This window comes from Nocardioides guangzhouensis, assembly GCF_004519545.1.
In the GTDB taxonomy this organism is placed as follows: Bacteria; Actinomycetota; Actinomycetes; order Propionibacteriales; family Nocardioidaceae; genus Nocardioides; species Nocardioides guangzhouensis.
Genome location: NZ_SDKM01000002.1, coordinates 145,909 through 170,257, shown reverse-complemented (window position 1 = coordinate 170,257; position 24,349 = coordinate 145,909). Strand labels below are relative to the sequence as shown.

The 24,349-nt window shown below is 72.0% G+C and carries 26 protein-coding genes and 3 tRNA genes; 16 read left to right on the top strand and 13 right to left on the bottom strand.

Annotated elements, in window-relative coordinates; translation table 11 throughout:
* Window positions 1-42: 42 nt before the first annotated feature.
* Together EKO23_RS02100 and EKO23_RS02095 are read left to right on the top strand one after the other, a co-directional pair.
* Window positions 43-462 carry a DUF4446 family protein gene (locus tag EKO23_RS02100; RefSeq protein ID WP_134713579.1) on the top strand — a complete coding sequence of 140 codons (420 nt, stop codon included), beginning with the start codon at window positions 43-45 and terminating at the stop codon, window positions 460-462.
* 92 nt (window positions 463-554) lie between these two features.
* Window positions 555-998 (top strand): DUF3237 family protein, encoded by a 444-nt coding sequence (locus tag EKO23_RS02095; RefSeq protein ID WP_134713577.1) that lies wholly within the window; start codon window positions 555-557, stop codon window positions 996-998.
* Window positions 999-1,029: 31 nt separating this feature from the next.
* Here the strand turns inward: EKO23_RS02095 and EKO23_RS02090 are convergent, their stop codons facing one another.
* Window positions 1,030-1,281 carry a PspC domain-containing protein gene (locus EKO23_RS02090; protein ID WP_134713575.1) on the bottom strand — a complete coding sequence of 84 codons (252 nt, stop codon included), beginning with the start codon at window positions 1,279-1,281 and terminating at the stop codon, window positions 1,030-1,032.
* 220 nt (window positions 1,282-1,501) lie between these two features.
* On the opposite strand from EKO23_RS02090, the gene EKO23_RS02085 reads away from it, so the two are divergent.
* Window positions 1,502-3,505: an APC family permease gene (locus tag EKO23_RS02085; protein WP_425464379.1), complete on the top strand. Its 2,004-nt coding sequence runs from the start codon at window positions 1,502-1,504 to the stop codon at window positions 3,503-3,505.
* Between the two features lie 18 nt (window positions 3,506-3,523).
* On the opposite strand, the gene EKO23_RS26025 is transcribed toward EKO23_RS02085, so the two are convergent.
* Entirely contained in the window at window positions 3,524-5,101 is a 1,578-nt protein-coding gene (locus EKO23_RS26025; RefSeq protein WP_246050853.1) for a bifunctional phosphatase PAP2/diacylglycerol kinase family protein, read from the bottom strand.
* Window positions 5,102-5,212: 111 nt separating this feature from the next.
* On the opposite strand from EKO23_RS26025, the gene EKO23_RS26020 reads away from it, so the two are divergent.
* The 6 genes from EKO23_RS26020 (at window position 5,213) to EKO23_RS02050 (ending at window position 10,187) form a co-directional block, all read left to right on the top strand.
* Window positions 5,213-6,142 carry a hypothetical protein gene (locus EKO23_RS26020; protein ID WP_134713573.1) on the top strand — a complete coding sequence of 310 codons (930 nt, stop codon included), beginning with the start codon at window positions 5,213-5,215 and terminating at the stop codon, window positions 6,140-6,142.
* 123 nt (window positions 6,143-6,265) lie between these two features.
* On the top strand, window positions 6,266-7,537 hold the full coding sequence (gene serS, locus EKO23_RS02070; RefSeq protein ID WP_134713571.1) for a serine--tRNA ligase: 1,272 nt from the start codon (window positions 6,266-6,268) through the stop codon (window positions 7,535-7,537).
* On the top strand, window positions 7,530-8,402 hold the full coding sequence (locus EKO23_RS02065) for an HAD family hydrolase (protein ID WP_217702406.1): 873 nt from the start codon (window positions 7,530-7,532) through the stop codon (window positions 8,400-8,402). Before serS ends, EKO23_RS02065 begins: the two co-directional genes overlap by 8 nt.
* Window positions 8,399-8,725 (top strand): DUF1905 domain-containing protein, encoded by a 327-nt coding sequence (locus tag EKO23_RS02060; protein ID WP_134713569.1) that lies wholly within the window; start codon window positions 8,399-8,401, stop codon window positions 8,723-8,725. Before EKO23_RS02065 ends, EKO23_RS02060 begins: the two co-directional genes overlap by 4 nt.
* Complete coding sequence (locus EKO23_RS02055) at window positions 8,722-9,516, top strand: HAD family hydrolase (protein ID WP_134713567.1); 795 nt, start codon at window positions 8,722-8,724, stop codon at window positions 9,514-9,516. Before EKO23_RS02060 ends, EKO23_RS02055 begins: the two co-directional genes overlap by 4 nt.
* A gap of 89 nt (window positions 9,517-9,605) precedes the next feature.
* A complete protein-coding gene (locus EKO23_RS02050; RefSeq protein WP_134713565.1) occupies window positions 9,606-10,187 on the top strand; it encodes a hypothetical protein in 582 nt (193 codons plus the stop codon).
* A 6-nt stretch (window positions 10,188-10,193) separates the two neighbouring features.
* Here EKO23_RS02050 and EKO23_RS02045 read toward each other — a convergent pair whose 3' ends face one another.
* From EKO23_RS02045 to mobA, 4 genes are all read right to left on the bottom strand, one after another.
* Window positions 10,194-10,778 carry a bacterial proteasome activator family protein gene (locus tag EKO23_RS02045; protein WP_134713563.1) on the bottom strand — a complete coding sequence of 195 codons (585 nt, stop codon included), beginning with the start codon at window positions 10,776-10,778 and terminating at the stop codon, window positions 10,194-10,196.
* Window positions 10,779-10,787: 9 nt separating this feature from the next.
* The gene (locus EKO23_RS02040; protein WP_134713561.1) at window positions 10,788-11,777 is read right to left on the bottom strand and encodes an NAD(P)H-quinone oxidoreductase; all 990 of its coding nucleotides are present in this window, start codon (window positions 11,775-11,777) and stop codon (window positions 10,788-10,790) included.
* A gap of 44 nt (window positions 11,778-11,821) precedes the next feature.
* Window positions 11,822-12,145 (bottom strand): DUF6457 domain-containing protein, encoded by a 324-nt coding sequence (locus EKO23_RS02035; protein WP_134713559.1) that lies wholly within the window; start codon window positions 12,143-12,145, stop codon window positions 11,822-11,824.
* A 108-nt stretch (window positions 12,146-12,253) separates the two neighbouring features.
* A complete protein-coding gene (gene mobA, locus EKO23_RS02030; RefSeq protein WP_134713557.1) occupies window positions 12,254-12,826 on the bottom strand; it encodes a molybdenum cofactor guanylyltransferase in 573 nt (190 codons plus the stop codon).
* A gap of 60 nt (window positions 12,827-12,886) precedes the next feature.
* Here mobA and EKO23_RS02025 point away from each other — a divergent pair, with 60 nt between their 5' ends.
* The 3 genes from EKO23_RS02025 (at window position 12,887) to EKO23_RS02015 (ending at window position 16,103) form a co-directional block, all read left to right on the top strand.
* A complete protein-coding gene (locus EKO23_RS02025) occupies window positions 12,887-13,687 on the top strand; it encodes a carbon-nitrogen hydrolase family protein (protein WP_134713555.1) in 801 nt (266 codons plus the stop codon).
* Between the two features lie 276 nt (window positions 13,688-13,963).
* A complete protein-coding gene (locus EKO23_RS02020; RefSeq protein WP_246050852.1) occupies window positions 13,964-15,169 on the top strand; it encodes a hypothetical protein in 1,206 nt (401 codons plus the stop codon).
* 37 nt (window positions 15,170-15,206) lie between these two features.
* Entirely contained in the window at window positions 15,207-16,103 is an 897-nt protein-coding gene (locus EKO23_RS02015) for a TIGR02569 family protein (RefSeq protein WP_134713553.1), read from the top strand.
* 26 nt (window positions 16,104-16,129) lie between these two features.
* Here EKO23_RS02015 and EKO23_RS02010 read toward each other — a convergent pair.
* Window positions 16,130-16,221: transfer RNA gene (locus tag EKO23_RS02010), tRNA-Ser, on the bottom strand.
* Between the two features lie 48 nt (window positions 16,222-16,269).
* On the bottom strand, window positions 16,270-16,641 hold the full coding sequence (locus EKO23_RS02005; RefSeq protein ID WP_134713551.1) for a hypothetical protein: 372 nt from the start codon (window positions 16,639-16,641) through the stop codon (window positions 16,270-16,272).
* 102 nt (window positions 16,642-16,743) lie between these two features.
* On the opposite strand from EKO23_RS02005, the gene EKO23_RS02000 reads away from it, so the two are divergent.
* From EKO23_RS02000 to EKO23_RS25005, 3 genes are all read left to right on the top strand, one after another.
* Window positions 16,744-17,190, top strand: a complete 447-nt coding sequence (locus EKO23_RS02000; RefSeq protein WP_134713549.1) for a hypothetical protein — start codon at window positions 16,744-16,746, stop codon at window positions 17,188-17,190.
* 54 nt (window positions 17,191-17,244) lie between these two features.
* Window positions 17,245-17,338 (top strand) — tRNA-Ser (locus EKO23_RS01995).
* Window positions 17,339-17,523: 185 nt separating this feature from the next.
* Entirely contained in the window at window positions 17,524-17,670 is a 147-nt protein-coding gene (locus EKO23_RS25005) for a hypothetical protein (protein WP_167880285.1), read from the top strand.
* A 167-nt stretch (window positions 17,671-17,837) separates the two neighbouring features.
* Here EKO23_RS25005 and EKO23_RS01990 read toward each other — a convergent pair whose 3' ends face one another.
* Both EKO23_RS01990 and EKO23_RS01985 read right to left on the bottom strand, forming a co-directional pair.
* On the bottom strand, window positions 17,838-18,827 hold the full coding sequence (locus EKO23_RS01990; RefSeq protein WP_134713547.1) for a phospholipase D-like domain-containing protein: 990 nt from the start codon (window positions 18,825-18,827) through the stop codon (window positions 17,838-17,840).
* A gap of 118 nt (window positions 18,828-18,945) precedes the next feature.
* Complete coding sequence (locus tag EKO23_RS01985; RefSeq protein WP_134713545.1) at window positions 18,946-20,754, bottom strand: phosphoenolpyruvate carboxykinase (GTP); 1,809 nt, start codon at window positions 20,752-20,754, stop codon at window positions 18,946-18,948.
* A gap of 271 nt (window positions 20,755-21,025) precedes the next feature.
* Between EKO23_RS01985 and EKO23_RS01980 the strand changes: the two genes are divergently transcribed.
* A tRNA-Arg gene (locus EKO23_RS01980) sits at window positions 21,026-21,101 on the top strand.
* A gap of 109 nt (window positions 21,102-21,210) precedes the next feature.
* Here EKO23_RS01980 and EKO23_RS01975 read toward each other — a convergent pair.
* From EKO23_RS01975 to EKO23_RS01965, 3 genes are read right to left on the bottom strand one after another with little or no spacing between them, the layout of a single operon-like run.
* The gene (locus EKO23_RS01975; protein ID WP_134713543.1) at window positions 21,211-22,371 is read right to left on the bottom strand and encodes a tyrosine-type recombinase/integrase; all 1,161 of its coding nucleotides are present in this window, start codon (window positions 22,369-22,371) and stop codon (window positions 21,211-21,213) included.
* A complete protein-coding gene (locus EKO23_RS25750; RefSeq protein ID WP_217702405.1) occupies window positions 22,368-22,736 on the bottom strand; it encodes a helix-turn-helix domain-containing protein in 369 nt (122 codons plus the stop codon). Before EKO23_RS25750 ends, EKO23_RS01975 begins: the two co-directional genes overlap by 4 nt.
* Complete coding sequence (locus tag EKO23_RS01965; RefSeq protein WP_175582647.1) at window positions 22,696-24,267, bottom strand: replication initiator; 1,572 nt, start codon at window positions 24,265-24,267, stop codon at window positions 22,696-22,698. Before EKO23_RS01965 ends, EKO23_RS25750 begins: the two co-directional genes overlap by 41 nt.
* Window positions 24,268-24,349 lie beyond the last annotated feature (82 nt).

The window sequence follows — 24,349 nt, the reverse complement described above, 5'->3', positions numbered from 1 at the left end:
ACATTTTCCCACGGCTCGGGCGTGCGGTCCGGGGATGACCGGGTGCCGATCACTACGCTCGGCGCCGTGGAGAACCTCGCCTGGCTGGCGCTGCCGATCGCCCTCGTCGCGCTGGTCCTGTCGGTGCAGACCCGGCAGGCCGCGCGCCGTCGTCCGACGGACGGCGAGGACGCGCTCCCCGAGGACGTCCACGGCCTGCGCCAGGAGGTGGCCGCGCTCCGGGCCGAGGCCCGCGACGCCCTGCGCCACCTCGCGGTCGTGCGGTACGACGCGTTCGGCGACATGGGTGGGCACCTGTCCTGGTCGCTGGCGCTCCTCGACGACAGCGGCCACGGCGTCGTGCTGAGCTCGATCCACGGCCGCAGCGAGTCCCGCACCTACGCCAAGAACGTCACCGCCTGGTCCTCCGAGCAGCAGCTCAGCCCGGAGGAGCAGGAGGCGATCGAGCACGCCCGCCCCTGAGGCGCGGGTCGGCCCGGGACGACGGTGGCGCCCGGCCTCGGGCACCTGCGATGCTCCGGGGACGGCGGTGTCGCCGAGGCGGGAGCACCACGATGAGGCTCGAGCACCTGTACCGGGTCCGCTTCACGTACCCGGAGGGCTGGTCTATCGGGCTCGAGGGCGGCTGGGAGCAGCACCTCTACCTCGCCGAGGGGAGGTGCGAAGGCGCCCTGAGCGGTCGGTTCCGGGGTGCGAACTTCCCGCTCCGCCGTACGCCCGAGGGTCCCTTCCAACCCGATCTGCGAGCCGTGATCGAGACCGACGACGGCGCGGCGGTCATGGTCGAGTGCCATGGCTACGGCCGCGCCTTCCCACCGGGACGGCGCCAGATCGTCGGCTCCGTCCTCCACCTCTGCGACGACACTCGCTACCGGCGCCTGAACGACGTGGTGTGCGTGTGCGTCGGCGAGGTGCGCTCGCCCGCCGACCCGGAACGGCGGAGCCCTGACCTCGTGATGGACGTCGCGGAGCTCGTCTGGGAGCCCATCGCCGAGTGAGCCCGACCGGCCCGGGGCGTGCGCGCCCGGGTCAGGCGGTGCTGGTCGGCGGGTGCGGGTGGAAGCCGGCCGCCTCCTCCGACGGCATCAGGATCCACAGGATCGGGTAGATCAGGATCTGGCTGCCGGGGATGACCATGAGGAGCAGCACGAACAGCAGTCGTGCGGTCCACGGTCCGAGGCCGAAGCGGCGCCCGAGGCCCGCGCAGACGCCGCCGAGGACGCGTCCGTCGCGCGGTCGCACGAGGCCCCTGCCGGCGAAGCCCTGCTGGATGTTGTTCATGGTGCTGCACGTCCTTCGTGGTTCCTGGTTGCTGACATCTCCACTGTCCCTCGGCACCACGCCGCGGACCATCGGGAGCGGCCCTGATCCGACCCCGAGACGCGGGTCGTCCGCCTCAGGAGGGTCTCTGGCCCCTCGTGGGGCGGACGACCGAGATCTTGACGGTTTCCTGACGGGTCGGACCCTCCTGCACGACCACGTCGCGGACCACGATGGAGGTGTGAGCAACACCGTCGTGCGCGAAGGGCGTCCCGACGCACGCCCCGGGCAGCAGTCCGGCACCTCCGGTTCCCCGGACGGGGGCGGCCTGCGCGGCTGGCTGCTCGCAGGGACCCCGAGCCGCAGCCCGCACCCGGCCGGCCCGTACGGCGAGCCGGAGCCCGAGCATCCGCGGCACCCGTGGTGGCGGGTCATGTGCCTCACGGGTGTGGACTACTTCTCGACGCTCGGCTACCAGCCCGGCATCGCCGCCCTCGCCGCCGGCCTGCTCTCCCCGCTGGCGACGCTGGTGCTGGTCGGCCTGACCCTCCTCGGCGCGCTCCCGGTCTACCGCCGGGTGGCCGAGGAGTCGCCGCACGGCGAGGGCTCGATCGCGATGCTGGAGCGGCTGCTGTCCTACTGGAAGGGCAAGCTCTTCGTGCTCGTCCTGCTCGGCTTCGCCGCGACCGACTTCCTGATCACGATGACCCTCTCCGCGGCGGACGCCACCGCGCACATCGTCGAGAACCCGCACGTCCCGACCGCCCTGCACGGGCAGGAGGTCGCGATCACGCTGGTGCTGCTCGGAGCCCTCGGGGCGGTGTTCCTGCGGGGCTTCACCGAGGCGATCGGCGTCGCGGTGGCCCTCGTCGCGGCGTACCTGGCGCTCAACCTGGTGGTCGTCTCCGTCGGCCTGTGGCACGTGGCCACCTCCCCGGGCGTGGTCGGTGACTGGACGACCGCGCTGACCGCGCAGCACGGCTCGCCGCTCGCCATGGTCGGAGTGGCGCTGCTGGTGTTCCCGAAGCTCGCCCTGGGCATGTCGGGGTTCGAGACCGGCGTCGCGGTGATGCCGCAGGTGCGCGGCGCCGAGGGCGACACCGAGGCACGCCCGGCCGGCCGGATCCGCGACACGAAGAAGCTGCTGACCACGGCGGCGCTGGTCATGAGCGTGTTCCTGGTGACCAGCAGCATCGTCACCACGCTGCTGATCCCGCCGGAGGCGTTCGAGCCGGGCGGGCCGGCCAACGGGCGGGCCCTGGCCTACCTGGCCCACGACTACCTCGGCAACGCCTTCGGCACCGTCTACGACCTGTCCACGATCGCGATCCTGTGGTTCGCTGGCGCGTCGGCGATGGCCGGGATGCTCAACCTGATCCCGCGCTACCTGCCGCGCTACGGGATGGCGCCGGACTGGTCGCGGGCGGTGCGGCCGCTGGTGCTGGTGCTGACCGGCGTCGCGTTCCTGGTGACCTGGATCTTCCAGGCCGACGTCGACGCGCAGGGCGGCGCCTACGCGACCGGCGTCCTCGTGCTGATGACCTCGGCGGCGGTGGCGGTCACGCTGGCCGCGCGCCGGGCCGGGCAGCGGAAGCGCACGGTGGCGTTCGCGCTGATCTCCGCGGTCTTCGTCTACACCACCATCGACAACGTCGTGGAGCGTCCGGACGGCGTGAAGATCGGTGCCTGCTTCATCGCCGCGATCATCCTGGTCTCGCTGGTCTCCCGGGTGCGACGGGCCTTCGAGCTGCGGGCCGTCTCGGTCGAGCTGGACGCGACGGCCGAACGGTTCCTGCGTGACTGCGCCCGCCGCCAGATCCGGCTGGTCGCGAACGAGTCGGACGACCGGGGCCGCGCGGAGTACGAGTCCAAGACCCGGCAGGTCGTCCATGACCACGACCTGCGCGAGGAGGGCGACGTGCTCTTCGTGGAGGTGACGGTCCGCGACCCCTCGGACTTCGAGTCCACGCTGCGGGTGCACGGCGAGGTGCTGCACGACAGCTACCGGGTGCTGACCTGCGAGTCGTCCTCGGTCCCCAACGCGCTGGCCGCGCTGCTGCTGCACGTCCGCGACCGCACCGGCGTGGTGCCGCACATCTACTTCGAGTGGACCGAGGGCAACCCGGTCACGCAGTTCCTCCGGTTCCTGTTCTTCGGGGCCGGCGAGGTGGCGCCGGTGACCCGGGAGGTGCTGCGACGGGCCGAGCCCGACCGGACGCACCGCCCGCACGTGCACGTGGGCTGAGGACGCGCCGTACGGCGGTCAGCGCGGCACGCGGACCAGCAGCCGCCCGTGCACGCACTCCATCGCGAGGCTGCGGCCTGCGCCGATCGAGTCGCCGTCGAGCTGGCGGGGCGTGTCCGCCCCGGCCTTGATCACCACGCTGCGTCCGGTCATCCGGTTGACCAGGTCGTCGGTGTGCTTGCGCTTGAGCAGCACCCGCCAGGCCAGCGGGATCCACGAGAAGAAGTTGCGCGGGTGCAGGATCACCACGTCCAGCAGCCCGTCGTCGATCGCGGCGTCCGGCAGCAGCGGCAGCCCCGCCTGGAGGAACCCGACGTTGCCGACCACGATCGTGCGGGCCCGGTGCCGGGTGACCTCGCCCCCGTCGACGGAGATCTCGAAGCGGCCGGCCGGGAACATCAGCGACTTGATGCCGGACACGACGTACGCCACCCAGCCGACCTTCTTCTTGAGGTCCTCGTTGACGCCCTCCATGATCGCGGCGTCGAAGCCCATGCCGGCCATCACCATGAAGTGGGTGTCCTCGAAGCCGTCGCCCGAGACCTCGACCATGTCGATCGCCTTGTCCTGACCGTTGAGGGCGACGTCGATCGCGGAGCGCAGGTAGAGCGGGACGTCGAGGTTGCGGGCCAGCAGGTTGCCGGTGCCGGCCGGGATGATCCCCACCGGGATACCGGTCCGGGCCAGCTCCGCGCAGACCTCGCGGACCGTGCCGTCGCCGCCGCACACCATGACCAGGTCCGCCCCGGCCACCGACGCAGCGGCGGCCTGCCCGGTCCCCGAGTCCTCCTCCGTCGTGTAGTGCCAGGTGGGCGCCGACCAGCCGGCCTCCGCGGCCATCGCCGTCACGATCGAGCGGAACTGCCCGACGTCCTCCACCTTGATCGGGTTGAGGATGACGTGCAGGTCGCGGGTGGAGGCCGGGACGCTGGTCACCAGCGGCTCCGCGGTCTCGGCGTGGCCGCGCGGCTGCGGCGGGTAGACCGCCAGGCCGACCAGCACCATGCCCGCGCCGAGCAGCCCGCCGGCCACCACGTCGCTGGGGTAGTGGCGGCCGAGCAGCACCCGGTCCGCCCAGACCACGAGCACGACCAGCACCATGCCGACGGTCGCGAGCAGCCGCAGACCGCGGCGCCGTACGAACATGTGGACGAGCACGATCACGATCCCCGCGAACGCGCTGACGGACCAGGAGTGTCCGCTCGGGAAGGCGTGGGAGCTGACCAGGTCCACCGGGTCCTGCCAGTCCGGCCGGTCGCGGCCGACGGTGTTCTTGAGCAGGGTGCCGGTCACCGCGGTCGCGACCATCACGCCCACGGTGAAGTACGCCGCCCGGCGCTGGTTGCGCAGGAACAGCAGCAGGGCGAGCACCACGGTCGCGATGGTCATGCCGGGGCGGCTGAACACCACCTCGACGACGCGGAGGAACCCGACGAGGACGTCGTGGTCCGCCGCCCAGCCGTTGGCCGGCTTGCCCTCGGCGTCCAGGTCCGCGAGCACGCTCCAGTCCCGGGTGACGAGCGTGGCAAGCGCGGCGAACAGGAGGAAGCAGAAGACACCGAGGCCTGCGTACCAGGCGCGGGATCGGTCGATCACGGTGCTCCGTTTCCGTCGGGTCGGCTTTGTCCGCGGCAAAGTATGCCGTTCACTGGCACCAGACCGGATAATGGCAGCCAGCCCGGATCGAGCCGGGCACGAGGGGGCGACATGTTCTTCCGTCCGACCGTCGCCGCGGCGGCAGTGCTCTCGATGGGCCTGCTGGGGGGCCTCACCTCCTGCGGGGAGGAGACGTCGAGCTCGGCACCGGACCCGGCGGCGAGCAGCACCCGGACGGCCACGGACGACCCCAGCGCCGACACCACCGCGAGGTTCGACGCCGGCCAGCCGTGGGTGGCCCGGTTCGAGTTCGGCGGCGACGAGGTCGCGAACGGCGCCGCCTACGTGCGCTTCGACCCGGCCACGGGCGACACCCAGGTCACCAAGGTCATCGGGCCGCCCGAGGACTACACGCCCAACCCCTACCTCCTCGTCGACGCCGGTCGCACGGTCGCGGTCCGGGCCAACGCCGCCTCGATCAAGGAGGAGCGCACCGGCACCCTGCGGCTCCACCCCCTCGACGGGGCAAGGCCCCGCACGGTCGACCTGCGCGCGGTCACCGGCGTCGCCGGGCTGCACCCGATCGGCTGGGCGTTCGACCCGATCACGCCCGGACTGCTCCGGGTCCTCGACCGCAGCGGCCGGCTCTTCGAGTACGACGTGGCGGCGGGCACCGCGACCGAGGGCGACGCCGTGACCGTGGGCAAGGGCTGGGAGCTGGCCCCGCAGTTCGACAGCGCGGACGGCATGCCCCTGCTGCGCAACAAGCGCACCTGGGAGTACCAGAAGGGTGGACCCTACGCCGCCGGTGGCGTGAGGCTCACGAAGACCGACCGGAGCCCCTGCCCGGCGCGGACCACCCTGGCCCGGACCATCACCGACAGCGACGGCACCGCGTGGAGCGCCTGCCTCGCCGACGGCAAGGTGCTGCTGTTCACGCAGGCCGAGGGCGAGGACGGCTGGACCCGGCAGGCGGCCTCCGCGGCCGACGTACCCCGGGGCACGATGACCCTGACCTGGGTGCTGCCCACCGTCGCCTGAGGCGATCGGGCAGCGGGTCCCGGAACTCCCGCGACCCGCGGGGGTGGCGGCGGATAGCCTTGCAGGCATGACCCCACCCCACGAAGAGCCTCGCTGCGCTCCCCTCTCCGCGGGGATCCCGGAATGATCGACCCGCGCATCCTCCGTGACGACCCCGACCGCGTGCGAGCCGCCCAGGCCAAGCGCGGTCTCCCCGCCGACGTCGTGGACCGCGCCCTCTCCGCCGACACCGCGCGACGGGAGTCGATCTCCGCGTTCGAGTCGCTCCGGGCCGAGCAGAAGCAGCTCGGCAAGCAGGTCTCCCGCGCCCAGGGTGACGAGAAGGCCGCGCTGCTCGACCGCACCCGGGCGCTGGCCGCGGACGTCAAGACCGCCGAGGCCCGGCAGGCCGAGGCCGAGGCGGCCTGGGTGGAGACGCTCAAGGAGATCCCCAACCTGGCCGCCGACGAGGCCCCGGCCGGCGGCGAGGACGACTACACGGTGCTCGAGCACATCGGCACCCCGGTGGAGTTCGACTTCGAGCCGCGTGACCACCTCGAGCTCGGCCGGCTGCTCGGCGCGATCGACGTCGAGCGGGGCGCGAAGGTGTCCGGATCGCGCTTCTACTTCCTCACCGGCGTCGGCGCCCAGCTCGAGTTCGCGCTGGTCAACCTCGCCAACGAGACCGCCCGCGACCACGGCTTCACCCAGGTGATCGCTCCGTCGCTGGTCCGGCCGCGGGCGATGGACGGCACCGGCTTCCTCGGCCAGGCCGCCGACGACGTCTACCGGATCGAGGGGGAGGACCTCTACCTCGTCGGCACGTCCGAGGTGCCGATGGCCGCCTACCACTCCGACGAGATCCTCGACGCCGGATCGTTGCCGCTCCGCTACGCCGCGTTCAGCCCGTGCTTCCGGAAGGAGGCAGGCTCGCACGGCAAGGACACCCGGGGCATCATCCGGGTGCACTGGTTCGACAAGGTGGAGATGTTCGTCTACACGACCATCGAGGACTCCTTCGCCGAGCACCAGCGGCTGCTCTCGATCGAGAAGGCGTTCCTCGACAAGCTCGAGCTGGCCTACCGCGTCATCGACACCGCGGCCGGCGACCTGGGCCTGTCCGCCCAGCGCAAGTTCGACTGCGAGGCGTGGATCCCCACGCAGGGGCGCTACCGCGAGCTCACCTCCACGTCCAACTGCACCGACTTCCAGACGCGACGCCTGGACACCCGGGCCCGGTTCCCCGACGGCACCCGGCACGTGGCCACGCTCAACGGCACGCTGTGCGCGATCCCGCGGACCATCGTCGCGATCCTCGAGACCCACCAGCTCGAGGACGGGTCGGTGCGGGTGCCCGAGGCGCTGCGCCCCTACCTCGGCGGGGTCGACGTGCTGAAGCCGGTGGACGTTGGCTGAGCCGGCAGGACGCGCGTACGACGAGGCCGGGGAGCTCCCGGCCCCGGGCTGGCGGCCGCGCCTGGTGGCCCTCGACATCGACGGCACCCTGCTGAGCTGGGTGGACGGCGCCGGCACCACCCACGAGGAGATCAGCCCGGCGGTGCACGAGGCCGTGCAGCGGGCCGTCGACGCGGGCACGCACATCGTGCTGGCCAGCGGCAGGTCCCCGCACGGCATGACCCGCATCGCGGACCTGCTCGAGCTGCACGGCACCGAGCGCGACCGGCTGTGGGTGGTCGCGTCCAACGGTGCGGTGATCTTCCGCTACCCGCCGCTCGAGGTGGTCCACGAGGAGACCTTCGACGCGCGGGCCGCGGTGGGCGCCGTGCTCCGGCACCACCCTGAGGCCCTGGTCGCGGTCGAGGAGCGTGGCGTCGGCTACCGGGTCAGCGACCACTTCCCGGTCGGCGAGCTCTCCGGCGAGATGATCGTGACCGACCTCGAGGAGCTGGTCGCGGCACCGGTCAGCCGTGTGATCATCCGCGACCCCAACGCCACCGCCGACGACTTCGTGGCGCTGGCCGCCCGGCTCGGCCTGCAGGGCACCGACTACGTCGTCGGCTGGACCGCCTGGATGGACCTCGCGCCGCTGGGCGTCTCCAAGGCCTCCGGACTGGCCCACGTCGCCGGGGCGCTGGACGTGGAGGCCGTCGACGTGCTGGCCATCGGCGACGGGCGCAACGACCTCGAGATGCTGCGCTGGGCCGGTCGTGGCGTGGCCATGGGCCAGGCGGTCGCCGAGGTGCACGAGGCCGCCGACGCCAGCACGCTCAGCGTCGACGAGGACGGCGCGGCGGTGGAGCTCACGCGGTACTTCCCGTGAGCGACCACGCGACGTACTCCTTCACCGCGCCGCTCTGGCGCTGGCGCGACCCGAAGGGCGGGGGCGAGGGCGCCTGGCACTTCGTGACCGTCCCGGGGGAGCCGAGCGACGACATCCACGACCTGATGGACGGGCGTGCCAAGGGCTTCGGGTCGGTCCGGGTCGCGGTCCGGGTCGGCGCCACCTCGTGGGAGACGAGCGTGTTCCCCGAGTCGGGCACCGGCTGCTACGTGCTGCCGGTGAAGAAGGCGGTCCGGGCCGCCGAGGGGCTCGAGGAGGGCGACGACGTCGACGTCACGGTGACCCTGCGGGACGACGCGTGAGCACGCCCCGGCTGGTCGCCACCGACCTCGACGGCACCCTGCTGCGGTCCGACGGCACCGTCAGCGTCCGCACCCGTGCGGCGGTGGAGGCGCTCGAGGAGCGCGGCGTGCCGGTGGTGTTCGTGACCGCCCGGCCGCTGCGCTGGATGGACGACTTCTGGCCGATGGTCGGCGACCACGGCCTGGCCGTGGTGTCCAACGGTGGGATCGTCTTCGACGTCGCCGGCCACCGGGTCCGGGAGCTGCACGGCATCGACCCGGCCGACGGGCTGCTGCTGGCCGAGGCGATCTACCGGCACGTGCCCGGCGCCTCCATCGCGATCGAGACCGTGGACGGAATCCGCTGCGACCCGGCGTACGACGACGCGGCGCACCCGGTCCCCGCCGGCACGCCGACCGGCCCGCTCGAGGACGTCTGGACCGACCCGGCGGCCAAGGTGCTGGTGCGCAACGACGCGATGGAGCCGGCGGCCTTCCGCGACGCGGTGTTCGCGGCGGCGGGTCACCTCGCCGAGGTGACCTGGACGATGGACGGCCTGGTCGAGATCAACGCACCCGGCGTGACCAAGGGCAGCGCCCTGGTCGGCATCTGCGGGTCCCTCGACGTGCTGGCCGCCGACGTGATCGCCTTCGGCGACATGCCCAACGACGTCCCGATGCTGGCCTGGGCCGGTCGCTCCTATGCCATGGGCAACGCGCACCCCGACGTGGTCGCGACGGCCGGCGATCGGGCGCCCCGCAATGACGAGGACGGGGTGGCCGCGGTGCTGGAGCGGGTGTTCGGGCTGTGAGGGGGCGTGCCCGGGAGGTGCACGGGCTACCCCTACCCTGAGACGCTGGATCCGGGCCACCGGAACCGATAGACCGACTGGAGGTGTGCATGCGCCGGCTGATGGTGCTCGTGCTCGTGGTGCTGGGGTGCGTCCTCGTGACGGAGGCGCCGGCCTCGGCCTGCGACCGCGACGTGCTGCCGCTGTCGAAGGCCCTGCCGCGGGCGTCGTACGTCTTCAGCGGCACGGTCCAGCGCGAGTCCGGTGCCGGCGACCCCGCGACGTTCGACGTTGCCGTGGACCGGGTCTACCGGGGCCGGGTCCCGGAGCGGGTCAGCGTCGAGACCCCGGCGACCGGGGCCGACTGCGGGGTGCGCGGTCTGAAGCAGGGGAAGGACTACCTGTTCGTCGCCCGCAACGGGTCGGACGACGTCGTCCGCGCGCTCAGCTGGGAGGGCACCCGGCCGCTGACCGCGGCGGTCACCCGCTCGGTCGTCGGCGAGCTCGGCCGTGGTGCCAGGCCGGTGACCCGCGAGGACCCGGCCCAGGCGCCGGTCGAGATGACGATGGTCGACACCGGCGAGCCGGCGCCGTTCTCGACGCTGGTGCTGCCCGGCGTGGCGCTGATCGTGCTCGGGCTGGTCACGCTGGTGCTGGCCCGGGTGCTCGGGCGTCGCCCGGCCCGGGGCTGACCTCCCTCAGAGGTACATCCCCGACGAGCCGTCCCCCGACTGCGCCTCCGGCGCCTGGGGCGACTGCGGCGGGCGCTGCATGGCCTCCATGCCGGGAGGCAGCGCGCGGCGCATCTGCTCGAGCTGGGCACGGGCGGCCACCTGCTGCGCGTAGATCGCGGTCTGGATGCCGTGGAAGAGGCCCTCGAGCCAGCCGACCAGCTGGGCCTGGGCGATCCGCAGCTCGCTGTCGCTGGGGGTGCCCTCGTTGAACGGCAGGGTGAGGCGCTCGAGCTCCTCGACCAGCTCGGGCGCGAGCCCGGCCTCGAGCTCCTTGATCGAGGACTGGTGGATCTCCTTGAGCCGGTTGCGCGACGCCTCGTCCAGAGGTGCGGTCTTCACCTCCTCGAGGAGCTGCCGGATCATGCTGCCGATGCGCATGACCTTCGCCGGCTGCTCCACGAGCTCGCTGATGTGGCGCTCCTCGTCGTCCTCGTCCTCGGCGCCGTCCTGCTGCTGGGCCGCGGCGAGCACGCTGCTCGGCACGGTCCCCACCGGCTGACCGTCCGGACCGATGATGACGATCTGCTCCTCGGACTGCTCCTCGCTCATGACCCCACCCTAGGACGCGGCGCCCAAGGCGCCGGTGGTGAGCACGATCTTGCCGACGTGGCCGCTCTCCTCCATCAGCCGGTGCGCCTCGGGAGCCCGGTCCAGCGGCATCGCCGTGTGCACGACCGGTCGCACGCGCCCGTCGGCCACCAGCGGCCACACGTGCTCGGCGACGGCCGCCGCGATCGCCGCCTTCTCGGCGGTCGGGCGGGCGCGCAGGGCGGTGGCGATGACCGCGGCGCGCTTGCGCAGGAGCTTGCCGAGGTCGAGCTCGCCCTTCGTCCCGCCCTGCAGGCCGATCACGACGAGGCGGCCCTCGGTGGCCAGGGCGTCGACGTTGCGGGGAAGGTACTTCGCTCCCATGTTGTCGAGGATGACGTCGGCGCCGCCGGCCTCGCCGAGCACCTCGACGAAGTCCTGCTCGCGGTAGTTGATGGTCACGTCCGCGCCCAGGTCGGCGCAGACCGCGAGCTTCTCCGCACTGCCCGCCGTGGTGAACACGGTCGCGCCCAGTGCGTGGGCGAGCTGGATCGCGAACGTGCCGATGCCGCCGGCCCCGCCGTGCACGAGCAGCCTCTCCCCGGGTTGCAGGCCGGCGATCATGAACACGTTGGACCAGACCGTGCACGCCACCTCGGGCAGCGACCCCGCCTGGACCAGGTCGAGGTCGTCGGGGACCGGCATCAGCTGGCCGGCCGGGACCGCGACCAGCTCGGCGTACCCGCCGCCGGAGAGCAGGGCGCACACCTCGTCGCCGACCGACCAGCCGGTGACGCCCTCGCCGAGCGCCGCGACCGTCCCGCTGCACTCGAGCCCCAGCACCTCGGAGGCTCCGGGCGGAGGACGGTAGTGCCCCTGGCGCTGCAGGGTGTCCGCGCGGTTCACCGCGGTCGCGGCGACCCGGACCAGCACTTCGCCCGGACCGGGCTCCGGGTCGTCGACCTCGACCACCGTCAGGGCATCGGGTCCTCCGGGCTCGGGGGCGATCACGGCACGCATGCGGTCACCCTAGCCAGCCATACGGGCGGCGGACCCTGCGGTGGTCAGGCCTCGTAGCGGTCGCCGGTGTGGTCGACCAGGTGGTCGTCGGGGATCTCGTCGTCGACGTCGTCGGGGTCCCCCGCGTCGGCGGGACGGTCCCAGGAGTCGGCGAGCGCCGAGGCGGCGCCGGCCAGCTGCTCGACGCGGTCGGGACTGGCGCTGTGCGCGGCGGCGGCGAAACCGAGGAGGTACGTCGTGATCGGCGCGGCCGCCCGCTGGACGTTGTGCGCCGCGTCCCGGGCCAGGTCCAGCACGAGCGCCTCGTCGACCTCCGCATCGATGTCGAGCGCGTCGCAGAGCTCGTCGATCCAGTCGTGGAGATTCACAGGTCCACATTCATACGGCGGAGGCCGTCTGGCAAGTGTTGCGGCCGGAGCGTCCCCCGGTGCCGAACCAGTGGTCCAGCGGCGCCGGGGCGCTGCCAGTGGCGGGGATCAGGAGCCGGCCAGGTCGCGCAGGTCCGACCAGCCGTCGACGTCGTGCGCCTCGTCGCCCACTGCGGCCATCTCGGCGAGGTCCAGCGGTGCCAGCAGCCGGCGTAGCGGCAGCCCGTGCTCCTCGGCGTACGGCGGTCGTACGGCGCCCAGCCGGGCCGGGTCGAGCACCATCGCGAGCTGCCGCCGGCCGTCGCCGTCGCAGAGCACCGCGCCGTCGTGCCCGCGGGCCGAGTCCCGCAGCCGCGCCACTGTCCGCATCGTCACCCGGGGCATGTCCACCGCGAGGACGACCAGCTCCCGCGGGCTCCTCGCGAACGCGTCCAGCCCCGCCAGCAGCCCGGCCGCCGGGCCACCCTGAGCCGGGTCCTCGCGGGTGAAGGTCACGGGGCGCTCGGTCGGCACCCAGTCGCCGAGCACGACCACCTCGCCGGCGTCGACCACCGCGTCCAGCGCCCACGCCAGCAGGGTGCGCCCGCCGAGCTCGATGGACGCCTTGTCCACGCCACCCATCCGGGCCGCGGTGCCACCGGCCAGCACGATCGCGCCGAGCGCGACGGAGGAGGGGCTCATGATCCCCAGTCTCTCCCAGCGCCCCGTGCCTCCCCTGCCGGGGTCTGGCACGCTGGAGCCATGGCCGAGGAGCTCCGCGTCGCGCTCGTGCAGCGCGCGTCATCCACCGATCCCGCCGAGAACCGGGCGGCGCTGGCCGACCTGCAGGCCGACCCGGCGTTGGACGCCGACCTCGTGGTGCTGCCCGAGGCGTTCGCCCGTGACTTCGGCAAGCCGGGCGAGGACGTCTCCGGCGACGCCGAGCCTCTGGACGGGCCGTTCGCCGAGGCGGTCGCGAAGCTGGCCGGGCAGGACCGGACCGTGGTGGCCGGGATGTTCGAGTCCTCCGACGATCCCGCCCGCCCCTACAACACGCTCGTGGTCCGCGGCCGGACGGAGTCGGCGTACCGCAAGATCCACCTCTACGACTCGTTCGGCTACCGCGAGTCCGACCGGCTCACCGCCGGCCCGTGGCAGCCGACCGTGGTCGAGGTCGAGGGCTGGCAGGTCGGCCTGATGACCTGCTACGACCTCCGGTTCCCGGAGCTGGCGCGGGCGCTGGTCGACGCGGGTGCGGAGGTGCTGGTGGTGCCGGCAGCCTGGGTCCCCGGCCGCGACGAGGCCGAGCACGCCCGCAAGGTGGACCACTGGCGCACCCTGGCCCGGGCCCGCGCCATCGAGAACACGACGTACGTCGTCGCGGTGGGGCAGGCCGCCCCCCGCTACACCGGGCACTCGCTCGTGGTCGACCCCGACGGCGGGCTGCTCGCGGACCCGGGTCCCGACCCGGCCGTGGTGACCGCGGTGCTGAGCCGCCCGGCGCTGGTCCGAGCCCGCTCGACGAACCCCTCGCTTTCGAACCGAAGGCACCTCGCCGGTTAACCTCTCCCGGTGTCCCTTCCTCGCACTCCCGGCAGGCGCGTGGCCGAACGGCCCTCGCGCCTGGGTGCGCGACGGCAGCGGCCGGAGAGCCGCGGCAGCAGCGGACGGGAGTCGTCCGGCCCGTCCCGGGAGCCGCGTTCCGAGGTGACGGATCCGGCGCCGCGGACCCCGGAGCCCCCGCGGACACCGGTCTCCGAGCCGCCCCACGTCGTGGCGCCGACCCGGGTCGAGCCGCCGGTGGTGGCGCCGGCACCCTCGGTGACGACCACTCGTCCTGTGACCGACGCGCCCGCCGCTCAAGACGGGATGCCGACCGACTCGCGTGACGGTGCCCGCCGGCGCGAGCCGGCCAGGCGGGTCGCGCCGAAGCGGGCCGCGCAGCCCGAGCGGCCGGCGAGCCGCCGCGAGCGCCGCGCCGAGGCCCGGGCCGCGAAGCGGCAGTCCCGGGAGGAGCGCAACGCCGCCCCCACGCCGCGGGTGGCCGCGGCGACCGTCGCCGAGGTGCCGGTCCCGCGCTGGGCCCGGCCGCTGTTCGTGCTCGCCGTGCTCGCCGTGCTCGGCGGCGTGGCTGCCGCCGCCCTCGCGATCGCCGAGATGGGTCCGGCCTGGCTCGACGAGGCCTCCGCGGTGACGATCTCGACGACCCTGACCTTCGCGCTGGCCGCCCGCACCGGCGGCCGCCCGTTCGTGTTCGGCGGCCTGGCGCTCGGCTTCGGCCTGGCCGCGGTGCTCACCGGCACCGAGACCCTGCGCGGCGGCGCGGCGGTGCTGACCGCGGTGAGTGCCGGCGTCCTCGGTGTGATGGCCACGGTGCCCGCCGTGCGCTTCCGCGGGGCGCTCCGCGAGGCGGTGCTCGCACTGCTGATCGCCGCGGTCGGGGCGATCGCGGTGATCGGCTACCGGCCGGTTGTCTCGCTCGAGCGCTTCGACTACCTCACCCTCGGACTGGCGTTCTCCCTCGCCCTCATCCTGGTCTACCGGCTCGGGGCCGGCTTCCACGGCCTCGGTCGCCGCGGCCTGTTCGTGGTGCTGGTCGGCACCACCAGCCTGGCGGTGACCATGGCGTACGCCGAGATGCTCCGCCGCTACGGGTCCCAGGAGATGATCGACGGGATCTACGACTCGGTCGGCTGGCTGCGCGCCCATGCACGCGCCGTACCCCGTCCGATCCAGGTCCTGGTCGGCGTCCCCGCCCTCGTGTGGGGCACGCACATGCGCGCCCGCCGCCGGCAGGGCTGGTGGGTGTGTGCGTTCGGCACCGCCGCCACTGTCTCGGTCGCGGGGATCATGGTGAACCCCGCCACCGGCTGGCTCGAGGCAACCCTGATCGTGCTCTACTCCCTGGTCCCCGGTGCGCTGATCGGCTACCTGCTGATCCGCCTCGACCTCGCCTTCACCGGCCCGCGAGGCCGGCGGGCCCGGCGCGAGGAGGAGGCGGCCGCGATCCGCCCCGAGCCGCGCCGCTGGCACGCCCTGCTCTGAGGCCGTCCTGCCAGGGGCGCCGCTAGGGTCGGCTGGCATGACTCGGGCAACCGCGGACCGTCCCCACCCGCCGGCGCTCCGATTGCTCGACGCCTCCGACTGGGAGTGGCGGCGCCGGGGACCGACCCGACGCGCGGTGCGCGCTGTCGGAGCCCGCGGCGAGGACCTGCGGCGACTGCCCGGCGGGAGCGGTCATGTGTGGACCGACGGGCGGCTCGTGCTCAAGCCGGTCGGCTGCGTGCCCGAGCACACCTGGGTGTGCGAGGTGTACGCCGCGTGGCGGTCCACCGACGTCCGGGTCCCGGAGCCCGTCGCGCCGGACGCCCCCGGCGCCGCAGGCTGGTCCGTCGACGGCTGGGGGGCCCACGTCCTCCTGCCCGGCTGGGACACCGAGCCGCTGGCCGAGGTCGAGCGGGTGCGCGAGGCCGGCGACGCCTTCCACGACGCGGTCCGTGACCTGCCCCGCCCGGCGTTCCCGGACGACCGCGACGACCCCTGGGCGTACGGCGACCGGTTGGCGTGGGAGGACGCCGAGCCGGACGCCGACCCGGCCACGCTGGCGGTCGTCGAGCGGCTCCGGGCCCACCTTGCGCCGGTCCCCGCGCCGGACCAGGCGGTCCACGGCGACCTCCTCCCCAACGTGCTCGTGCACGACCGGCTGCCGCCCGCGGTCATCGACTGGCCGCCGTACTTCCGGCCGGCCGCGACCGCGCTCGCCATCGCCGCGACCGACGCGGTGACCTTCCGCGGCGCTCCGCTGTCGCTGCTCGACGACTGGGCGACGGGTCCGCACTGGGACCAGCTGCTGGTGCGAGCGCTGCTCTACCGCCTCGGGCCGACCGGGGTGTTCGCACGGCGCAACCGCCTCATGGGCAGCCTGGTCACGCACGTCGACCGGGTGGTGTCGGTCGTCGACGCGGCCCTGGACCGCTGAGCGGACTCGTTGCCCGCCACGTGTGGTGGCAGAGGGGGCGGGATTCGAACCCGCGGCTGACATCTCTGCCAGCGACCGCTTTCAAGGCGGTTCCGATCGGCCACTCCGGCACCCCTCCGAGCGCCTCCGGGGAGGCGCGTGGGGCAGTCTACGGGCGGACCTCGTGCTACTCGGACCCGCCGAGCTCGAGCTCCACCGCGTCGTACGCCAGGTCGTGGACCTTCTGCCGGTGGTGGTGGATGTCGGTGATCAGCCGCTTGAGCTCCACCCGGACCTGTTCGATCTCGGGGGCCTCCAGCACGCCCTGGCCGAGCACGGTCAGGCGGGTCATGAGGGCGTTGCGGTCGCGGAGCACGGTGCTCTCGCGCGCCGCCAGCCAGGAGTCGGAGCTCTCGGTGGTCTCGCGGGCGAGGCCCTCGCGGACCGACGCCATGCGTTGCCGCACCGTCCACCGCCAGTTGCCCAAGGCGCGTCCTTCGACCCTGGGTGAGTCGATCGCCTGGGTGAGCCCGTGCAGTGCCATCTGGAGTTCGGTCATGGGGGGCCTCCGATGCTCCGGGGAATATCGAGTGTGACCGCCGTCACCCATCGTGACAAGGGGTAGGGCTGGCCCGTTCGGGCCACTTGGGAGAATGGGGCCGTGACGTCCGACTATCGACTCTCTCCTGCTCTGGCCGCCCGCTTGCTGGGGGTGTCCCTGGTGCTCTGGGGAGCCGTGGTCTTCGCGGCGACGGCCGTGGTGGTGCTGTTCGCCGTGCCACCGGTGTTCCTCTCGGTCGTCGTGGTGGCCTGCGTGGCCGGAGTCTTCGCCACCGGCTGGTTCCTGACCCGGTCGACGTACGTCGTGCGGCTGGACGAGGACGGCTACCACGTCCGGTTCGTGCGCGGCGCCGGGGTGACCAGGGCCCGCTGGACCGACGTCGAGGACGCGGTCACCACCGTCGTCGCGGGCGCCCCGTGCGTCGTGTTCCGCCTCCGCGACGGAGGCTCCACGACCATCCCGGTGGACGTCCTCGTCGGAGACCGCGACGACTTCGTGCGGCAGGTCCGGGCCCACCTCGACCGGCACGGTCGCCGCGCGCGGTGAGCCCCGATTGACCCCGCGGGCGCGCGGGCGGGTACCCTGTTCCGCGCGCAGCATGGAGGCGTCGCCTAGTCCGGTCTATGGCGCCCGCCTGCTAAGCGGGTTTGGGGCTACAACCCCATCGAGGGTTCAAATCCCTCCGCCTCCGCCAGCGCGTCGCAGCACCCCGCCGGACCCCGGCGGGGTGCTGCCGCCACGGGCAACTTTTGCAAGTTTGTGCAACGCGAATTTGTGCAGCCATTTTCCGTGGTGTGTGCGCGGAGCCATCCCGCACACTGGGTGCACAGCGACCATGAGGTCGTCTGGATCCCCCGAAAACAAGAGTGGAGTCTGACTATGGGCAAGCTGATCACCAGGTTCGTGGCGGCAACTCTTGCGGCCGGCCTGACCTGGGGCGCAGTCAGCATCGCCGCCCCGGTCTCCGCCCAGGCGGACACGAGCTGGGGCCGTATCGCCATCCCGGTCGTGACCGCCAGCAACTGAGACTCACCTCTCGGAGGGCCGACCACGGAGGATCGACAACCACAGACCTGAGACGAGGACCAACTCAACCCCCCCGCATGTCTGGTCCCTGAGCCAATCCCCCCGGCCCGTCTCAGCGCGAGGGCAGCGAAGGCGCTGCCCTCGCTGTCATTTGTCCGGAATCCGGATCAGGCGTCCTTGCGACCCCGACGGGGCCGCGCCTCGGCCAGCCCCATCCGGTAGCCCAGCTGGAACCGGGTCTGCGCCTCGAACTCGACCTTGAGGTCGGCCACGTAGCCGGCGTACGTCCGCGGGCTGACGCCGAGCCGCTTCGCGCAGGTGGCGTCCGCGTGCCCCTCGATCAGCATGCGGATCGCCATCGCCCGCTGCTCCTGCGCGATGCTGTTGAGGGTGCTGGTCTCGCGGTTGGTGAACGGGCGCCCGCGGTCCCAGAAGCGTTCGAAGATGTCGACGAGGTAGGCCACCAGGCCGGCGTCGCGGATCGCCAGCGCGGTGTTGAGGTCGTCCCCCGACGGGATGATCGCGACCTCGCGGTCGACCACGATCATCCGGTTGAAGAACTCGTCGAGGGTGCGCACCTCGGCGCCTTCCGCGGTGACCCGGCGGACGTACTCGCGGGTGGCAGTCTGACGGCGCGCGGCGTGCTGGTAGATCGTGCGCATCGACAGCCCGCGCTGCAGCGCGGCGATGTCGCGCGCTGCAGCCTCACGCAGCGCGGCAGCCGTGTGCCCGGCTCGCGGCTGCGCGGTCAGCAGCTCGGTCTGGGCACCGGTCACGATGTCCTGCAGGAACCGGTCGATCTGGTCGCCCCGCAGCTCGGTCACCGGGCCGCCGTGGGTCGACGGCGAGCGGCGGTAGGCCTGGCCGAGGGTGTTGAACGCGTTGGCCCAGTGGCTGGACTCGGTGATCAGCTGCGCGCCTTGCTGGCCCAGGGGCGCCACCACGCTGTCCTGCACGGAGTGCGGGTCGACCGCGAGGTAGCGGTGCCCCTCGTGGCGCAGCAGGCCCAGGTCGAGCAGCAGGTCGAGCGCCTCGGGGCTCTCGCCGACCAACGGGTCGTCCTGGGGTACGCCGCCGCGCGCGGCGATGTCCTCGAACAGGCGACTGCCGTCGGTCTCGAACAGCTTGCGCCGGTCCGCGCCGTACTCCTGTGTCACCTGTGTGTCACCTGACCCTCCGAGCGCGCCCACTGCCGGACGCGGAAATCATGCCAGAGACAGCACAGGGGCCCGTCCGGATCTCTCCGGACGGGCCCCTGGTGGAGACGGTGAGGGATCAGGCGCCGAGGCGCGCCTTGAGGCCGTCGAGCTCGGTCCACAGCACGGCCGGGAGGTCGTCGCCGAACTTCTCGAACCACTCCTGGATCTGCGGGACCTCGGCCTTCCACTCCTCGACGTCCACGGCCAGCGCGGCCTCGACCGCCTCCGGGGCCATGTCGAGGCCCTCGACGTCGAGGGTGCCCGGAGCCGGCACGTGGCCGATCGGGGTCTCCACCGCGGACGTCTGGCCGTCGATGCGCTCGACGATCCACTTCAGCACCCGGCTGTTCTCACCGAAGCCGGGCCAGAGGAAGCCGCCCTCGTCGTCGCGGCGGAACCAGTTCACGTAGAAGATCCGCGGCAGCTTGGCGGCGTCGTTCTCCTTGCCGACCGTGATCCAGTGGTTGAAGTAGTGGCCGGCGTTGTAGCCGATGAACGGCAGCATCGCCATCGGGTCGCGGCGCACCACACCGACCGCACCGACCGCGGCGGCGGTGGTCTCCGAGGAGAGCGTCGCGCCGAGGAACGTGCCGTGGGTCCAGTCGCGGGCCTCGAAGACCAGCGGGATCGTGGTCTTGCGGCGACCGCCGAACAGGATCGCGTCGATCGGGACGCCGCGCGGGTCGTCGTACTCCGGCGCGAGGATGTCGCACTGCTTGATCGGCGTGCAGTAGCGGCTGTTCGGGTGGCTGGAGAGCTGGTCGGAGTCCGGGGTCCAGTCCTCGCCCTTCCACGAGCGGGCGTGCTCCGGGGTGTTCTCCAGGCCCTCCCACCAGATGTCGCCGTCGGGCGTCAGCGCGACGTTGGTGAAGACCGAGTTGCCCTTGTTGATGGTCTTCATCGCGTTGGGGTTGGTGTGCTCGTTGGTGCCGGGCGCGACGCCGAAGAAGCCGTACTCCGGGTTGACCGCCCACAGCCGGCCGTCCTCGCCGACCCGCATCCAGGCGATGTCGTCGCCGAGGGTCTCGACCTTCCAGCCGGGGATGGTCGGGGCCAGCATGGCCAGGTTGGTCTTGCCGCAGGCGCTGGGGAACGCGGCCGCGATGTACTTCACGACGTTCTGCGGGCTGGTGAGCTTGAGGATCAGCATGTGCTCGGCCAGCCAGCCCTCGTCGCGTGCCATCACGCTGGCGATGCGCAGGGCGTAGCACTTCTTGCCGAGCAGCGCGTTGCCGCCGTACCCGCTGCCGTAGGACCAGATCATCCGCTCCTCGGGGAACTGGACGATGTACTTGGTGTCGTTGCACGGCCAGGCCACGTCCGCCTGACCGGGCTCGAGCGGCATGCCCACCGAGTGGAGGGCGGGCACGAACTTCGCGTTGGTCTCCTCCATCTTGCGGAGGACCTCGGTGCCCATGCGGGCCATCACGCGCATCGAGACGGTGACGTACGCCGAGTCGGTGATCTCGACGCCGAACATCGGGTTCTCGGCCTCGACGTGGCCCATCACGAACGGGATGACGTACATCGTGCGGCCGCGCATGCACCCGTCGTACAGGTCGCGCATGATGGCCTTCATCTCGTTCGGGTCCATCCAGTTGTTGGTGGGCCCGCAGTCCTTCTCGTCGACCGAGCAGATGAAGGTCCGGCCCTCGACGCGTGCCACGTCGGTGGGGTCGGAGGCTGCGTAGAACGAGTTCGGCTTGATGGCCGGGTTCAGCCGGGTGAAGGTGCCGGTCGCCTCGAGCGAGCGGGTGAGGTGGTCCCACTCCTCGTCGGAGCCGGTGCACCAGTGGATGTGGTCGGGCCGGGTCATCTCGGCGATCTCGTTGACCCAGCTCAGGATGCCCTCATGGGTGGTGGGCGCCTGTGTCGTTGCGGTCATGCCAGGTTTCCCTCTCGCGCATTCGCGCCGATCCCCCGTTGGACGACCGGCGGCCGCCGAGCGTGTCGGCGGATGTGTCGTGGAGTTGTTGTGATCGCCGAGCGTCGTTGCGTGACGATGTTTGGTGCTGGGAGGTTAATCCCGTCATGAGGTGCGGGCATATTGGATCGATCAACAGGACGTGACCCCGGCCACACCCCTGCGATTTCGGCTATCCCGACCGGGTCGGCTATCCTCGTCGGGTCCTGAACGGCCGAGCCGTTCGCGACGGGCGCCCGTAGCTCAACGGATAGAGCATCTGACTACGGATCAGAAGGTTTGGGGTTCGAATCCCTACGGGCGCGCCAACCGGAACCGCAGGCAGCACACCCGCTGACCTGCGGTTTCGCATTTCATCAAGGACCTGGCTCTCAAGTGCCCGAACGTTCAGACGCCGACTGACGTCACTTTTCGACGTCACTTGCACTCACCTCGTCCTTGAAACAGGTCTCCGAGCTGGTCCATCGCGGACCGCATCGAATCGATGCTGACGTGGCCGTAGACGTTCATCGTCATCTCAATGGTCGTGTGGCCGACGATCTCCATCGCTGTCCGTGGAGGCACGCCGAGATCCAAAAGCACCGAGACGCACCCGTGACGGAAGTCGTGCAGCCGAACCACGCGGACGCCGGCCCGCTTGCACGCGTTCTGCACGACCCGGGTGCAGTTGCGAGGATCGATGGGCGTTCCCACGTGCGTGGTGAAGACGTAGTCCGTCTCCGTGAAGGCGCCCTCCGCCTCGACTCGCCACTTCGCCTGTTGGTCGGCCTGCAGTCTCAGCAGCTCGAGGACATAGGCGGGCAACGGCACCGTCCGGCGCGAGCGCTCTGTCTTCGTCTGCATATCGACGAGCTGTCCGTTGACCCGCTGAAGCCCTCGCCGGACCTTCAGGGAGCCGGCGGCGAGGTCTACGTCCTCCCACTTGAGCCCGAGGACCTCGCTCCGACGCATCCCCAACAGCGCGAAGACAGCCAGCATGGGCTGGATCTCGTGACCGTCGTGCTTAGTGAGGAGGGTCCTGACGTCCTCGACGGAGAGCGGCTGTCGCTCCGTGCGCTCGGGCCGCGCCACGCGGACCAGCTTCGCGACGTTCTTCGGAATGAGCTCCTCACGGACTGCGTCCTCCAGGGCCGCCCGCAGCGTCGCGTGGAGGTACTGGATCGTCCGCGCGCCAGTCCCAGACCTGCGTAGGTCATCGAGGTACAGCCGCACCTCACGCGCCGACAGGCGTCCGACGGGCTTGGAGCCGAGCCCGGGGACCAGGTACTTCTCGACGTAGTTCCGGTAGGCGACAAAGGTTGTTGGCCGGACCCGAGGCTTGGCCAGGTGCTCCAACCACTCCTCCAGGTATGCGGCGACGGTGAGTTTCGAGGGCGGGATCGGCTCGCGGCGGGCTTCCGCGCTGATCAGCTCGGTCCGCTTCTCCTCCAGCTCCTTGCGCGTCTTGGCGTAGATTGTCTTGCGGACCCGTCGGTTCGTCCCCGACTCGGTCACGAAGATCTGGGCTGCCCAGCGCCCGTCGGCCCGCTTGTAGGCCGTCCCTGCGCCGCGGGGCCGGTTTCGCCGCTGGGCGCTCATCCCGTTTCCTCGACCTCGAGCGTGGCCACGAAGTCGAACAAGGCCTTGGCTGAGACGCGGCGCGATGCCCCGACCTTGACCGAACGGAGGCGGCCCTCCCGGATCAGGTCGAACACCCGGTGCCGGGCGATGCTGAGCAACCGGGCTGTCTCGTCGACGGTGAAGAGCAGCGGTGGGATGTCCTCGGAGGTCATCAGCCAGAGGTTCGGCCGAACCTCGACCGTGCCGTCCAACGCTTCGTCGGCTGCCCTGAGGCTGAAGAGCTGTTGCTGTTCCATGGTCCCGTCCTCCCGACGGTCGATGGTTCGTTCGGCGTTGTGCCCGTCAAGGGCACTTCGTGTCACTTCGTGATTCGCTTCGCTCACCCCTGACAGGCGCAACCCCGAACGAGGTGGGCTGGCTGTCGGGAGGACGGGGAGGGGCGTTCGCCGGGCTGGCGCGCGCCTTGGCGGCCTCGTACTCGGCCTTCCAGCGCAGGTGCTCCGCGAGCGACCGTGCCAGGACCTGGCGATACAGCGGAGTCGGGGACTGGCGCGGGTCGAAGAACTCCCAGGCGTAGCGCGGGCGCCCGTCCGAACGAAGAACGTCCGCGGCCAGCCGCTGCGAGTCCGGGACCTCGACGCCGGCAGCCAGCAAGGTCTGGCGCACCACCTCGGCACGATCGGCCCGATGCCGGTCCAGTGTCTTGCCCGACCACCTGCGGGATACCAGGACCCGACGGCCGCCGCAGCCCAGGTGCTCCTCGTCGTGGCACTTCGCCGGACAGGCACCGGGCGACATCCCGGGACCAGCGTGCTGGGGCTGGATCCCGAAACGGAGCCAGTTCCAGCAGCGAGGCGCGCACGGCAGGAAGCGGACCTCGTCGTGGAGCCGCCTCTGGTGGGCACGCTGTCGCCGGTTCAGCTCCTCCGACGCACCGAACGAGGCGCCGAAGCTCTTGGCGAGGTACTTCGTCAGGTAGGCCACGCGGCGGTCGGCGTCGCCCTCGGTCGCGATGATCCCCTGGATGTCCAGCTCTCGGCCGAAGCGGATGACGTGGGCCGGCTCGGCCTCCTGGTCCTCGTCGATGTCGTCGAGCGCCTCGTCCCACGTCGGCAGTGGCTCGCGTGAGGCCGGGTCGACGTACCCGACCTCCTCGACCCACTCCGGGAATGCGTCGGTGAACAGCGGCTCATCGTGGGCCGGCCACCACACCTGGTGGTACGTGGCACGGGCGACCTGCCGGAAGAGCTGGCGCGGGATTGCTCCCCGGATCGCCGCGTGGAGGTGGGGTGCGAGCCGGCGCTGGGCCTCCACGGACGCGAAGTACTGGACCTTGTAGCCGGTCGCGCGGCGCAGATTCTGCCAGACGCGGTCCACCAGCTTCGGGAAATGCAGGGCATCCAGGGCGGCGCGCCTGTAGTCGTACGAACGCGGGTCAACCGGCGAGCCGTCGGTCCGCACCCGGCCGTAGGAGGGCAACGTGAATGTCACGAACATCGACGGCCGGTAGGTCCTACCCGATGGCGTGGTGAAGGCGGTGCCGACGGTGCGGTCCTCGACAGGAAGCCTAGGGAGGTCGGGCGCGTCCTGACGGCGGCGCGTGGACCGACCCCGACGGTCCGGAACCCCGGTGTCCTCGGCCTCCTCTGCGTCAGCTTCCCCCGACGGGTCCGTCTCGCATGCCGGCTCCTCCTCGAGGTGCCACCCCTCCCGGCACTGCTGCATGCGCAGCTTCCGGTTCCGCCGAGCGCAGGGCACACACTTGGACTCGAGGGTGGCGCCGCAGCGGGTGGCCACGATGCTTACCTGGTTCGTGACCGTGTCCGTCACCTGGTGAACCACCGGTCGGGTGCAGACGCCGTTGTTCTCGGCCACCTCGCGGAGCGCGTCCGTGGGGATCGTGGCGGCGATCATGCGGCGCCTCCCGTCTCCGACACATCCACAGGGGTGCGGTCACGCCCGGCCCAGAAGCCGCTCACGATGCCGGCCCGGTCGA